This window comes from Pantoea sp. GD03673 (assembly GCF_029844725.1).
In the GTDB taxonomy this organism is placed as follows: Bacteria; Pseudomonadota; Gammaproteobacteria; order Enterobacterales; family Enterobacteriaceae; genus Pantoea.
The window spans coordinates 23,783-36,648 of record NZ_JAOCKJ010000009.1 but is presented as its reverse complement, the minus strand read 5'-3'; the positions used below and the strand labels follow the sequence as shown (position 1 = coordinate 36,648).

General features: G+C 56.9%; 12 protein-coding genes. 8 read left to right on the top strand and 4 right to left on the bottom strand.

Annotated features, from left to right (window positions below):
• Positions 1-90: 90 nt before the first annotated feature.
• Positions 91-993, top strand: a complete 903-nt coding sequence (locus tag N5J69_RS17490) for a GntR family transcriptional regulator (RefSeq protein WP_279771849.1) — start codon at positions 91-93, stop codon at positions 991-993.
• Between the two features lie 170 nt (positions 994-1,163).
• Positions 1,164-2,516, top strand: a complete 1,353-nt coding sequence (locus N5J69_RS17485; RefSeq protein ID WP_279771848.1) for an MFS transporter — start codon at positions 1,164-1,166, stop codon at positions 2,514-2,516.
• A 21-nt stretch (positions 2,517-2,537) separates the two neighbouring features.
• Here N5J69_RS17485 and N5J69_RS17480 read toward each other — a convergent pair whose 3' ends face one another.
• Together N5J69_RS17480 and N5J69_RS17475 are read right to left on the bottom strand one after the other, a co-directional pair.
• Positions 2,538-3,929: a hypothetical protein gene (locus tag N5J69_RS17480; RefSeq protein ID WP_279771847.1), complete on the bottom strand. Its 1,392-nt coding sequence runs from the start codon at positions 3,927-3,929 to the stop codon at positions 2,538-2,540.
• A complete protein-coding gene (locus N5J69_RS17475) occupies positions 3,922-4,833 on the bottom strand; it encodes an alpha/beta fold hydrolase (RefSeq protein WP_279771846.1) in 912 nt (303 codons plus the stop codon). Before N5J69_RS17475 ends, N5J69_RS17480 begins: the two co-directional genes overlap by 8 nt.
• A gap of 1,172 nt (positions 4,834-6,005) precedes the next feature.
• On the opposite strand from N5J69_RS17475, the gene N5J69_RS17470 reads away from it, so the two are divergent.
• The 3 genes from N5J69_RS17470 to N5J69_RS17460 all read left to right on the top strand — a co-directional run bounded on the left by N5J69_RS17470 (position 6,006) and on the right by N5J69_RS17460 (position 7,198).
• Positions 6,006-6,431 carry a hypothetical protein gene (locus N5J69_RS17470; protein ID WP_279771845.1) on the top strand — a complete coding sequence of 142 codons (426 nt, stop codon included), beginning with the start codon at positions 6,006-6,008 and terminating at the stop codon, positions 6,429-6,431.
• 104 nt (positions 6,432-6,535) lie between these two features.
• Positions 6,536-6,817 (top strand): hypothetical protein, encoded by a 282-nt coding sequence (locus N5J69_RS17465; RefSeq protein WP_279771844.1) that lies wholly within the window; start codon positions 6,536-6,538, stop codon positions 6,815-6,817.
• Between the two features lie 90 nt (positions 6,818-6,907).
• Entirely contained in the window at positions 6,908-7,198 is a 291-nt protein-coding gene (locus N5J69_RS17460) for a hypothetical protein (protein WP_279771843.1), read from the top strand.
• A 393-nt stretch (positions 7,199-7,591) separates the two neighbouring features.
• On the opposite strand, the gene mntP is transcribed toward N5J69_RS17460, so the two are convergent.
• On the bottom strand, positions 7,592-8,167 hold the full coding sequence (mntP, locus tag N5J69_RS17455; RefSeq protein ID WP_279771842.1) for a manganese efflux pump MntP: 576 nt from the start codon (positions 8,165-8,167) through the stop codon (positions 7,592-7,594).
• A 315-nt stretch (positions 8,168-8,482) separates the two neighbouring features.
• Here mntP and N5J69_RS17450 point away from each other — a divergent pair, with 315 nt between their 5' ends.
• Entirely contained in the window at positions 8,483-8,725 is a 243-nt protein-coding gene (locus N5J69_RS17450) for a DUF1158 domain-containing protein (RefSeq protein WP_279771841.1), read from the top strand.
• Here the strand turns inward: N5J69_RS17450 and N5J69_RS17445 are convergent.
• Positions 8,715-10,151, bottom strand: coding sequence for a PLP-dependent aminotransferase family protein (locus N5J69_RS17445; RefSeq protein WP_279771840.1), 1,437 nt, complete (start codon positions 10,149-10,151; stop codon positions 8,715-8,717). The two genes, N5J69_RS17450 and N5J69_RS17445, sit on opposite strands and share 11 nt — an antisense overlap.
• 57 nt (positions 10,152-10,208) lie before the next feature.
• On the opposite strand from N5J69_RS17445, the gene N5J69_RS17440 reads away from it, so the two are divergent.
• Positions 10,209-10,664: a carboxymuconolactone decarboxylase family protein gene (locus tag N5J69_RS17440; RefSeq protein ID WP_279771839.1), complete on the top strand. Its 456-nt coding sequence runs from the start codon at positions 10,209-10,211 to the stop codon at positions 10,662-10,664.
• Between the two features lie 511 nt (positions 10,665-11,175).
• Entirely contained in the window at positions 11,176-12,792 is a 1,617-nt protein-coding gene (gene mqo / locus N5J69_RS17435) for a malate dehydrogenase (quinone) (RefSeq protein ID WP_279771838.1), read from the top strand.
• The last annotated feature ends 74 nt before the right edge of the window (positions 12,793-12,866 follow it).

The following is a 12,866-nucleotide window of genomic DNA, read 5'->3' as shown; positions in this document are numbered from 1 at the left end:
CAGCGCGGCGTTCGTTTGCGGGAACTGTGAAGCACGGCGATTTTTTTGGGCTTTGAATGGTTTTTAATGCATAAAAAACAGGAGAGCGAGATGAGCCGCAGCCAGAATTTGCGTCAGAACGTCATCAACCAGATGCTGGAGAGTATTGCGCAGCGCCATATTCGTTCACCTCTGCCACCGCAGGCGGCACTGGCAGAGATGTTCAATATCAGCCGCACGACGGTGCGTCATACCCTGCACTATCTGCATCAGTGCGGCGTGCTCGACAAAGTCGATCAGACTTACGTTATCGTGCGCGAACCCCGTGAAGAGGACAGTTTTAGCGCCCTGACGCCGCCCATTGAGCAGCAGGCCAGCCACTTTGAGCAGCTGTTTTTTAATATGATTAATCAGCGGCAGCTGGTGCCCGGTGATGTGTTCAGCGAGCTGCAACTGGCACAGCAGGCCAGGGTCAGTCCGGTGGTGGTGCGCGAGTTCCTGCTGCGCTTTATGCGCTATGACCTGCTGGAACCGGTGAAACGGGGCCAGTGGCGCATGAAAAAATTCACTCAGGATTACGCCGGGAAGCTGTTCGAACTGCGCGAGATGCTGGAAACCCATGCCCTGAGCCGCTTCCTGAATTTGCCCGCCAGCGATGAGCGCTGGGTGCAGGCGCGGGATCTGCTGGATCGACACCGATCGATGCGCGATACCATCGCCAGCAACTATCGCCACTTTGCCGCGCTGGACCGCGAGATGCATTCGCTGATTCTATCCGCCGCAAACAACCCGTTTTTCAATCAGTCGCTGGAGATTATCTCGGTGATCTTTCATTCGCATTATCAGTGGGATGAAAGCGATCTAAAACAGCGAAATATCGTGGCGCTGGAGGAGCATATGGCGATTCTGACCGCGCTGATTAGCCATCAGGATGTCGACGCGCTCTGTGCCTTGCATAACCATCTGGCGACCGCCAAAACCTCGATGGTGCGCTCCATCGGCCAGTACAATTAAAAACCGATTAAAAACCACAAAGCATTAGCTCCCGCACGATTCAGAAACATCTTTGCAACATCCTTTTCCCTTTGCTCTTAGTCTCGACGGTAACGTCACGGTGGCCTTTTGCCGCTGCGCGCAAACCCCTTCTCACCATAACGATAAGTACCCAGTTTCGGGAGAGTGCAATGGAAAAGACCTCAGTAACCGGCCGCGACAGTGCGACTGGCGACACGACATCAGACCAGGATTTCGTGCCGATGCGCAGCGACGTGGTGCGTTCACCGCGCATCCGCAAAGTGCAGATCACGGCCATGCTGCTGTTGCTGTTTGCGGCCATCATCAACTATCTGGATCGCAGCTCGCTGTCGGTAGCCAATATGACCATCCGCGACGAGATGGGGCTGAGCGCGACCGAAATCGGCGTGCTGCTCTCCGCCTTTTCATTGGCGTATGGCCTGGCGCAGCTGCCGTGCGGTGCGCTGCTGGACCGTAAAGGCCCGCGCATTATGCTCGGTATCGGCATGTTCATCTGGTCGCTGTTCCAGGCGGCTTCGGGTCTGGTGCATAACTTCACCCAGTTCGTGCTGGTGCGCATCGGCCTCGGTATTGGCGAAGCGCCGATGAACCCCTGTGGCGTGAAAGTGATCAATGACTGGTTCAACATTAAAGATCGCGGTATGCCGATGGGCATGTTCAACGCCGCGTCGATGATTGGGCTGTCGGTGGCACCGCCGATTCTGGCGGCGATGATGCTGGTGATGGGCTGGCGTGGCATGTTTGTCACCATCGGTATCCTCGGCATGTTCCTCGCGATCGGCTGGTATATGATTTATCGCGACCGCGACAACAACACCCTGAGCGCCGAAGAGATCCACTATCTGCAGGCGGGCAGTGTGGCGTCGCGTAAAGAGCCGATCAGCTTCAGAGAGTGGCGCGGCCTGTTTAAGCAGCGCACCATGTGGGGCATGATGATTGGCTTTAGCGGCATTAACTACACGGCGTGGCTCTATATCGCCTGGCTGCCGGGCTATCTGCAGTCCACTTATCACCTCGATCTGAAAAGTACCGGTCTGCTGGCGGCGATTCCGTTCCTGTTTGGTGCGGCAGGTATGCTGCTGAATGGCTATGTGGTTGACTCGCTGGTGCGTCGCGGCTTTAATGCGGTGAAAACCCGTAAAGTCTGCATCGTCAGCGGGATGCTGCTGTCCGCCGGGTTTACCGCCGTGGTGACCCGCGCAACCGACACCACCAGCGCCGTGACGCTGATCGGGATGGCGCTGTTCTGTATCCACTTTGCCGGAACGTCATGCTGGGGGCTGATCCACGCCAACGTCACCGCCCGCATGACCGCCTCGGTCGGCAGCATCCAGAACTTCGCCAGCTTTATCTTCGCCTCGTTCGCGCCCGTCATCACCGGCTGGGTGCTCGACACCACCCAATCATTCAGCCTGGCGCTGATGATTTGTGCCTGCGTAACGCTGGTGGGCGCACTTGCTTACCTGCTGCTGGTACGCCAGCCGATTACCGACGGCGAATAATTCCCGCTGACGGCGCGGCGACTACGTCAGCGCCGTCAGGGTGACGCCATATTTCGCACCGTAACGCTTAATCCCCTCCATCACCTTCACGGTACTGAGTGGCGGTGGGGGTGGCAACAGCGGTGCCCGTTCACGCAGCGCCGAGTCGAAGCGGGCAAACGTTGCGAAATCACGCGGGAAGCGCTCTTCATCCACGCCAATCAATACGCCCTCATCACGCGCATGGGATAACAGCGCCCGCCAGCGATCAATTTCTGCCAGCCCGATACTGTCTGTGCCGTGAGAAAAGAGCATCATGTCGATGTTGCGGAACGGCGGCTGTTTTTCCAGGAAGCGTTGCAGTGCTGTTGCGGACGGTTCGGTGCAGAACACCAGCCAGAACGGAATCGCCTGCTGCTGCTGGGTACACCAGGGATCCATCAGCAGGAAACTGTCCACCGTCAGCCGGGTCGGTAAGATGCCTGCCGCCAGATACCAGTCGCGGTAAATTTCGGCCACCACGTAACTCATCGCTTCCGGGTCTTCGTAACGAATCTCCATCAGCTTCAGGCTCTGAGCCTCTGCCAGCTTTTTCAGGGGTGAGATCAGGTAGCCATCGAGGCCCCACTCCGCTTCCGGCACGTGGTCGGTAATCTCAGGCGGCGTCCAGCGTTCCCGGTCAATGCCGTAACGTGCCAGATATTCCGCTACCCTCGGGCCTCCCTGTAGATACTCTTTTTCAGTTGCGCCACCCAGCGCGCCAAACTGAAAGAATGAGCGATCGCTGGTGCGTGTTACCGGCCACTGGCGGGTGCAGTGGTTGATAAACAACGTTGATCCGGCGGGCAGACTGCCCATCAGGAATTCATTAAAGGCCAGCGGCAGTTCGCGCAGTTTCAGCCGGAAATAGCGCATCTGGTCGAGCATCAGCCGATCCTGATTCGGGTCATGCATGTGGTGAACCGCCAGCCTGGGCCAGGCGGCCAGCAGTGCGGCAGCGATCTCTTTGCCCTGCTCAAAGCTCGCCATCGCATCATCAGGATCGCTGTGGGTCGCCCGCACCGGGCAGAGAAAGGTCTGCGGCAGCCAGGGCACGCCCATCGCCGACGCCAGATGCACCAGCGCACCGTTTGACGAGCCGATAAACGCCGCCGGATATTCCTGCTGCGGGTACTCACTGACCATCCATTCAGCGATGCCTTCCACATCCAGCTCGCCCGCCTGACGCAGGCTGATGCCTTCTGCCATCCCGCCCAGCGCATAACCCCATTCACGCAGCCCGGTGGGCAGACGGTTCAGCGAGGGCAGCAGGCGGTCAAGCGTCGGTGACTGGCTCGGACTGGCAAAGGGACGATCGTGAAGCGCATTGGCCAGCGCCAGCAGCATGGCGGCGGCAGAGTCAAAACGGGCGATGCCCTTGGGCGGTTTACTCATGCTGATTCTCCTGCTGAATACGCGCCAGGAAGGGGCGAATGGCGTTGCAGAAACTCCACGGATAGACGTAGTGCAGCGTGTGGGTGCCGTCGCGCAGGGTCAGCGTTTCGCTGTGCGGCATCAGGGCAGCCAGCTCACCCAGCCAGCGCGCCCGACAGATGGGATCGCGGGAACCGCGCAGCAGCAGCGTCGGTGCGGTAATGTAAGTCAGACGATGTTCGATGCGGTCACGCATCATGGCACGCATCGTACCAAAGGCGCGCCACAGACCCGCTTTGGCGTAGTCGATGCGGGCCAGCGGCCCCGGTGGCCGACGCTTTTCCAGCTGCCCGTTACGCCAGCTGCGCCACAGCTGACGCGGCAGGCTGCGCGCATGACGATCAACTGTCGGCCCCTGCAGCACCAGTCCCGCCACCGCCTGCGGATATCTCACCGCCAGCGCCGCCAGAATCTGACAACCAAACGAGTTACCTACCCAGATGGCACGCTGGAATCCGTTATGCTGCAGCCAGAGCCAGAGCGCATCAGCCTGCTCATCCACAGACATGATCGGCGCAGACGCAGGCAGCGCACTGGCACCAAAACCGGGCAGATCCGGCACCAGCACGTGATAGTCGCGCCCCAGCGCCAGCGCCAGCGGCTCCATCGCCCGGCCCGACATCACCAGACCGTGAACCAGCACCACCGGCAATCCCCGATCTTCATTGGGCGTGACGCGGGTAAACATGCGCCAGTCGCCCACCTGCTGGAAGTAACCCGCCAGCCCGGCGTGATGACTGCGCGGCGACACCGGCGGCGTCTGCTTCAGTTGCTGCCAGCGTTTCATGCCCCAAAGCGTCGCTGCCACACCTAATCCCACGCCTGCCACAATCGCTGCCTGTTTTCGTCGATGCTTCTGGATCATCCGCTGCTCCTGATTTGGGGAGAATAATTCAGTGTAGGACGGGATCGGAGGGGCGGCGGGTTAATGGAGGGTTGGGGGGAAACATCGTCAACGTCAGCCCTCAAAGAGAGCAAGCGACTGCAACGTCAGGTCCTGTATAAAATGATGGGCGCAGAGCCAGTATGGTGTGAAAGCCTGCTAACGCTATAACAGCAAAACCAGAGGCACCAAACCCCCTGCCTGCAGCAACAGATAACGCCGTCCGTCCGGAACCTGACAAACGAAAAAAGAGCGAATTCCGGGCTCATTGCGCCAGACAGAATCACCAGATTTAACGTGGGAGAGTTAGCGTTTTCCAGCCGATACCCTTGCTGATTACTGCACCTCATCTGGTTCAGATAATCATATTTATTTTTATGGGATTTTAATTTCCGGAATAACAGACAGATTTATTTTCAGAAATGCCTTTTTTAATAAAAACCTCACACTGCTGTTAAACAGAAAGGTGATGCATTAATAAAAATGTAATGCGTTTCAGGCTGTAAACTATGTGACTGTGACGTGCTTCTCACTTTATGAGCAGAGCTGATTCATCAGCCCCGGCCAGAAACAGGCGTTTATAATCCATCAAATCTTTTTCGTTTTTACACATATCAGCTCATCCACAGATACTTCTCATTACACCTGTCTTACTTTCCTTTTACAGGCTTTTTTAATTAACTGAAGCAGCCCCCTATGCGGGTTTATCAGCAATGTGTTTTTCTCTCATGTATTTATTACGTTAAGGATGGATTATGAGACTTAATAAAATCACGCTTGCTTTAAGCTTTTTACTGGTTGCGACAGCCCGTCTATCTGTCGCCGCGCCTCTGCACAGTTTGCCCGTTGCATCTCATTCCGCACAGTCCTTCGTCTTAATCGGTGATGCCAATGGTGGTGATGGGGGTAATGGCGGTTCCGGTGCCAACTCCCCGGGAGGTGATGGGGGTGACGGGGGTAATAACAGTGGCAGCGGTAATGGCAACGGGAGCGGTAATGATAACGGAACAGGAAATGGCTCAGGAGACGGTAATGGCTCCGGGGACGGAAACGGTGGCGGTGATGGGGGTGATGGCGGCGGTGCTTAATTAACCGATCGGAACATCCTGCTACGGCTGCCACATAGTGTGGCAGCTACTCATTAAGAGGTTGAAATGATTATGTTCAGGAAACGTCATTTATTCACCCTGCTCTCTTTATCTCTCGGGATATTTTCCCTGCAGGTTTTAGCGGATACACAAACAGTCGCTGCCCCGCAACTCGCTGCCTGTGAGAGCCAGAATGGCCAGGACGGGCAAATAAATTCGCCTGATGGTCAGAATGGTAAAAACGGCGTTCCGGGGACTGATTGCCTTAATGGCGGCAACGGAGGAAATGGCGCGCCAAATGGAGGGAATGGCGGCAACGGTGGCAATGGTGCCGGAGCAGAGCCGGGGGCTCACCATAAACATCACAAGCATCATAAAAATATGAGCCCGGGCGCTAATGGCGGAAATGGCGGCGACGGCGGTGCAGCGGATAACTCAGCAGGAGGCAATGGAGGAAACGGAGGCAGTAATGATCAGTCTGAATCCCTGTAGACGCAGCATCAGAGTAGTGAAGCTTAGTGTATGCGCACTAACGATTCTCACACACGCAGCCTGTGCCACTCCCCTCCATTTCGCGCAGAGATCGGCAACCGCATTTGTCCCGATCGCAAACGGTGGCAATGGCGGTGATGGTGGTCCGGGTGCGTCCGGTGGTAATGGCGGAAATGGCGGCGATGCCGGCACAGGAAATAATTCTGATGGCGGTAAGGGTGGAAACGGCGGCACCAACGGCGCTGACGGCGGGAACGGTGGCGATGGAGGCAGTGGCGACAATTCGTCAGGCGGCGACGGCGGCGACGGTGGTGACGGTGGTGACGGTGGTGACGGTGGTGATATGTAACCCTGAAGATCAAAGAGGAGAGGACGATATCCGATGAAACAGATTATGCGCAAAGGTGTTTTCTTTATTATTTTCACATCCGCTTTGCTCAGACCGGTCGTTACCGTTTTCACGGTAACGTCTGCTGTTGTTACGGGTCTTGTCAGCGCGTCTGCATGGGCTGACGGTGACGGCGGCGATGGCGGAGACGGCAGCGGGGACGGTAACGGAGGGGACGGAGGAAATGCAGGTGCGGGCAGCAATGGAAACGGCGGCGATGGCGGTAATGGCGGTCAGGACGGAGGAAACGGGGGTAATGGCGGCAATGGCGACGGTTCGGGTAACGGTCGCAATGGTGGCGATGCGGGACCAGGTGGCGCAGGCGGTATGGGCGGGAGTGGAGGCAGTGATGGAGGCCACGATGGGTCCCCGGGCATGAGTGGTGCCAGGGCATCAAAGTAACCGGGTTGCCAGCAAGATAACGTGATGATTAGCCGGGAGTCAGGCGTTTTTCTCCTGAACGTTCAGGGGGCGAACCTGAGTCCGGAGAAGGCTTAAATCAGAGGAGGTAAAAACAGAAGGTGATAATCACAGGTCGATCCCTGACCGCGATTATCGAGGGTTTCTTGCGGCGTGCTTAGTACATGGCACCCGGCGGGACGTGTTTGAACGTCTCAACGTATGCGCGGAATACGTGTTTAAGAATGCGTTTCATGGAATACCTGATTCAAATTTAGTTGAAGATATACTGAAAAAGTATAGCCGCTGTGCGTTTTCACAGCAAATAAATTTGAACCAGATCACAAAAATGCCGGTTTTACAGGCAAAAGCCCTAAGCGGTGTAGCCGAGATGTTGCAGCAGAATGGTCGAACCAACGGCGATTAGCACCAGGCCACCCAGAACTTCGGCCCATTTGCCCAGTACCGGACCAATAAAGCGCCCGACCAGAACACCGGTCGTCGCCATTACGGTAGTGGCGGCACCAATGGTGAGCGCGGTGGTGATGATATTGACCTGCAGGAAAGCCAGACCCACGCCAACCGCCAGTGCATCCAGACTGGTGGCGACCGCAGTGGTTGCCAGTACCACAAAGCCGTGGCTTTTCGGGGCTTCGCAGGGTTCTGCGACGGCCGTCTGACGGAAACCCTCCATCATCATACGGCCACCGAGGAACGCCAGCAGGCTGAAGGCAACCCAGTGATCCCACGCCATAATGTAACGGCTGGCAGCCAGGCCAAGCGCCCAGCCAATCAGCGGGGTCAGCGCTTCAATAGAGCCGAAGATCAGACCAGTACGCAGCGCTTCTTTAAAACCGGGACGATGCAGCGTGGCCCCTTTGCCCAGTGCAGCAGCAAACGCGTCCATCGACATACCCAGCGCAAGAATTAAAGTGGCAATAAAGGTCATGATTTATTCACCTGGGGCGAAAAAGCGGCAATTCACGCTGAATTCACCACACAAAGTGTTCAGTTATGAAAAAGTGGGCGCAGTCTACCACGCAAACCTTAGGATAAAAAGACAGTAAAATCATGGATTTAAGTATAGCAAAGGCTATAACTCTTATCATTCGCTATGAATGGCGCTAAGTCGATGGTAGCAAAGCATTTTCTGACCATCTTTCTGGTCAGTTAACGCCCCGGACACGCGCATTGCCGCACATCATCATTGAACCGTGTCGCCGATTACCGGAAAATGCCGGTCTGATAAACAGGGAAACCGGTTATGAATAACCCTTTTGAGACATTGATCGTGCCGGGTGGCATTTTGCTGCTCGGCTTTCTCTCGGCGCTGCTGCTGCCCGCACCCGCCTTTAGCGTGACGGTGGCGCAGCATCTGTTGCAGATGTTCCATTTGCAGGATCTGAATCAGCTCTACACAGTTGTGTTTTGCGTCTGGTTTTTGCTGCTGGGCGCACTGGAATTTTTTGTGATCCGCTTTGTCTGGCGTCGCTGGTTCAGGGCCTGACCGCCTGCGCATCGACCAGCGCTTTTAGCCGTTCGGCGCTGCGCGTATAACCCTCACGCGGCAGATGGGCCGCCCCCAGCACCAGTCCCGCACTGCGCTGATCGGCCTGCTGATACCAGATCGACAGCGGAGACGGTGCCATGCCCCACTCCACCGCCTGCTGTGCAATAACCTGATCCGGAAAGCCGTCGGGTAAGCGGACAATCACTGCCAGCCCGGCGCGCTGCAGGTCTGGAAAGCGGGGCTGGAGCGCCGCGATCATCTGCTCCAGCCGCTCATGATAGACACGCTTCATGCGACGCAGATGCCGCATGAAGTGCCCCTCCCGCAGAAACGCCGCCACCGCATTGTGCAGTAATCCCGAAGACGCCGGTGAAAGCAGTGCGCACACCTCACCAAAGCGCGCCGTCAGCGCGGGTGGAACCACCATAAAACCCAGCCGCAGTTGCGGCGTCAGCGTCTTGCTGAAGGTGCCGATGTGCAATACCCGCCCTTCGCTGTCGAGCGCTGCCAGTGCCGGTGCCGCACGATTACCGGGCTGGAGCTCACCGAGGTAGTCATCTTCGATAATCCAGCGCTGCCCGCGGCTGGCCCAGTTCAGCAACGCATGGCGACGCGCCAGACTCATCGTCATGCCAAGCGGTGCCTGCTGTCCCGGCGTGACCAGCGCAAAAGCGGCATCCGGTGCGCGGGCAATCCCGGCCTCTACCTGCAACCCTTCGGCATCAACCGGCACGGCAACCGGCGTGACGCGCAGCGCTTCTATTGCACGGCGTGCCACCCAGAATCCGGGATCTTCCAGCCAGGCCGTTTTGCCCTGAAAATCCATGGCCAGGCCAATCAGTCCCATCGCGCCCGCATAGCCGCTGGTAATGATGATCTGATCCGCCTGACAGCGCAGCCCGCGTGCCACAGCCAGATAGGCCACCAGCGCCTGCCGCAGCGCTAAGCTGCCGCGTGGATCGGGATAGCTGGCCGGTCTGCTGACCTGCATCCGCGTCTGACGCTGGAGAATACGCAGCCAGACTTTGGCCGGGAACGCATCACTGGCAGGAATGCCCATCTGAAAGGTCAGCGGGGGCGCTTCATACTCTTCTGTGCCCTCCAGTCGCTGACGTTCAGAACGGGCGCTGACCGGTTTTAACGGCGGTAATGAACTGACGAACGTGCCCGCTGCGCCTCTCGTCTGCAGAAACTGACCATCAACCAGCATGTCATAGCTGGCGCGAACGGTACCGCGCGCCACGCCGAGCTGTGCCGCCAGATCGCGACAGGATGGCAGACGGGCACCGGGCGGCAAGCGCCCTTCACCAATGGCCTGTTCGATTTGCTGACGCAGTTGTTCGCTAAGGCCACGTGACGCACCGCGCTGCAATGTCAGCATAGAAAGCGGCGATGGGCCAGTCAGACTGCTGTTTTTTGGCACTTTATCTGCTCCATTGAAAGTCTGAAAATGGCCTCATCAATCACAGGAGGCAACAAAATGAGCGAACGTATCGATTTTCACAGTGCGGCACCGGCAGGCATGAAAGCGCTGGGCGGCGTATACAGTTATCTGGCACAAAGCGATCTGCCGCTCACTTTACTGGAACTGCTGTTCCTGCGCATATCGCAGATTAACGGCTGCGCCTACTGCATTGATCTGCATACCAAAGCGCTGAATAAAGCGGGCATGGGCTGGGATAAGATCGTGCTGACGTCGGTCTGGCATGAATCCGGCGCACTGTTCAGTGATAAGGAGAAGGCGGCCCTGCACTGGGCTGAATGCCTGACGCTGATTGCTCAGCAGGGTGCGCCAGACGCCTGCTTTACCACACTGACCGAGCACTTCAGTGAAAAAGAGATTGTCGATCTGAACATCGCGATTGGCCTGATGAACACCTATAACCGCATGGCGATAAGTCTGAAAAAGCTGCCTGCCAGTGTGAAGCCGTCATAAGTGAATCCGATGCGTGCGCCCGCGTGCACGCATTTTCAGACTCACAAAAATGTAACATTATTTTTACACGAGACCTCGATCAGGCCTTCCGTCCCCGATTCTCGTTATTCCTTACTGCATAATAAATCGCTAAATTTCAGCTAATTAAATAATTCCGCACCGTTTGCACCTGTTCTGCCACTGCACCAGCATGGGGCTTTTCCGCAACATACTTTTTCGTTTAACTCACTGACTTCACTCTAAAAAAGCGCTAATACGCCACGGCGCATGATGATTAATTCTTATGCTGAATCATTTCTGCATTTAAAAAATAAACAAATGTTTAATTCAGATGCGAGAATGTTATATTCGGATGACAAAGCATAACGTGCAGTTAACGCGTTATCACCGCTTTCACCTTATACCTGAGACTTAACCTTTGAGAAATAGCGCAACGCGCTCGCAAGAAGCGTGACTATTTCGCCTGCGAAACTGTTGGGCTTCAGGTCAACAGAAGAGGAGATGTCGCCTCATGTGCAATTCAGCTGTAAACCTTGCGCTCGCGATGAGTGCCATGGCAAAGGACACCACTACTACCGCGCAGGAGCGCAAAGACGTTGACGTGCTGCTGATTGGCGCAGGTGTGATGAGCGCTACCCTCGGTGCATGGCTGCAGGATTTAGAGCCGGACTGGTCCATCGAAATGGTGGAGCGGCTCGATAGCGTGGCCGAAGAGTCGTCCAACGGCTGGAACAACGCGGGCACCGGTCATGCGGCGCTGGCGGAGCTGAACTATACGCCTCAGCAGGCGGATGGCAGCATCGACATCTCTAAAGCAGTAACGATCAACGAATCGTTCCAGATTTCCCGCCAGTTCTGGGCTTATCAGGTTCAGAAAGGCAACCTGCGCAACCCGAAAAGCTTTATTCACAGCACGCCACACATGAGCTTTGTCTGGGGTGACGACAATGTCGACTTCCTGCGCAAGCGCTTCAGGGCGCTGCAGAAAAGCACGCTGTTCCGTGGCATGGCCTATTCCGAAGATCCGCAGCAGATTGCCCGCTGGATCCCGCTGGTCATGAATGGCCGTGACCGCAACCAGAAAGTGGCCGCGACCTGGACGGAGATGGGCACCGATGTGAACTTCGGTGAAATCACCCGTCAGCTGATCGCCGCGTTAGAGAAGAAAGCGAATTTCCAGCTGCGTCTGCGTCAGGAAGTGCGCGAGCTGAAGCAGCTCGCTGACGGTCGCTGGCAGGTCACGCTGCAGTGTCTGAGCAGCGGCACGCGTCGCACACTGACCGCGGGCAAAATCTTTATTGGCGCGGGCGGCGCGGCACTACCGCTGCTGCAGAAGGCAGGTATCCCGGAAGCCAACGGTTACGCCGGTTTCCCGGTGGGCGGTTCTTTCCTGGTGACAGAAAATCCGCAGGTCGTCGCGCAGCACATGGCCAAGGTCTACGGTAAAGCCAGCGTCGGTGCGCCGCCGATGTCAGTGCCGCATGTTGACACCCGCGTGCTGGATGGCAAGCAGGTGCTGCTGTTTGGCCCGTTTGCCACCTTCTCGACCAAGTTCCTGAAGCAGGGCTCGCTGATGGATATGTTCACCTCACTGAACAGCAGCAATATGCTGCCGATGGTAAAAGTGGGGCTGAAAAGTTTTGACCTGGTGAAATACCTGATGGATCAGGTACTGCAAAGCGATCGCGACCGGATGGACGCCCTGCGCGCCTATGTGCCGCAGGCGAAGCAGGAGGACTGGCGTTTAGTGACGGCCGGTCAGCGTGTGCAGATCATCAAGAAAGATGAAAAAGAGGGTGCCGTGCTGCGTCTGGGCACCGAAGTGGTCGCTTCACAGGATGGCACGATTTCAGCCCTGCTGGGTGCCTCGCCGGGCGCGTCTACTGCGGCCCCGATCATGCTGGAGCTGCTGCACAAGGTCTGTCCTGAGCAGATGGCTTCGCCGGAATGGCAGAACAAAATCCGGGCGGTGATCCCGTCGTGGGGACGTAAGCTGAACGGCGATGTGGCGCTGACAGAGAAAGTGTTAGCCGAAACGAGCCGTATTCTGCAGCTCGACTATTCGCCGGTCACCCCGATGGCGGCCAACGATGAAGGACGCGAAACCGCGTTCGTCGTCGGCAAGTAATTCAGCGCCGCTGATAACGAGGCTCCGCATTGCGGGGCCTTTTTTATTGGCCGGTTGCCTGGTCGTACCGGGTA

Bases quoted from the DNA above. Each gene is read 5' to 3' on its own strand.
- N5J69_RS17490 (WP_279771849.1), top strand. From the start codon at position 91: ATGAGCCGCAGCCAGAATTTGCGTCAGAACGTCATCAACCAGATGCTG.
- N5J69_RS17485 (WP_279771848.1), top strand. From the start codon at position 1,164: ATGGAAAAGACCTCAGTAACCGGCCGCGACAGTGCGACTGGCGACACG.
- N5J69_RS17480 (WP_279771847.1), bottom strand. From the start codon at position 3,929: ATGAGTAAACCGCCCAAGGGCATCGCCCGTTTTGACTCTGCCGCCGCC.
- N5J69_RS17475 (WP_279771846.1), bottom strand. From the start codon at position 4,833: ATGATCCAGAAGCATCGACGAAAACAGGCAGCGATTGTGGCAGGCGTG.
- N5J69_RS17470 (WP_279771845.1), top strand. From the start codon at position 6,006: ATGATTATGTTCAGGAAACGTCATTTATTCACCCTGCTCTCTTTATCT.
- mntP (WP_279771842.1), bottom strand. From the start codon at position 8,167: ATGACCTTTATTGCCACTTTAATTCTTGCGCTGGGTATGTCGATGGAC.
- N5J69_RS17450 (WP_279771841.1), top strand. From the start codon at position 8,483: ATGAATAACCCTTTTGAGACATTGATCGTGCCGGGTGGCATTTTGCTG.
- N5J69_RS17440 (WP_279771839.1), top strand. From the start codon at position 10,209: ATGAGCGAACGTATCGATTTTCACAGTGCGGCACCGGCAGGCATGAAA.
- mqo (WP_279771838.1), top strand. From the start codon at position 11,176: ATGTGCAATTCAGCTGTAAACCTTGCGCTCGCGATGAGTGCCATGGCA.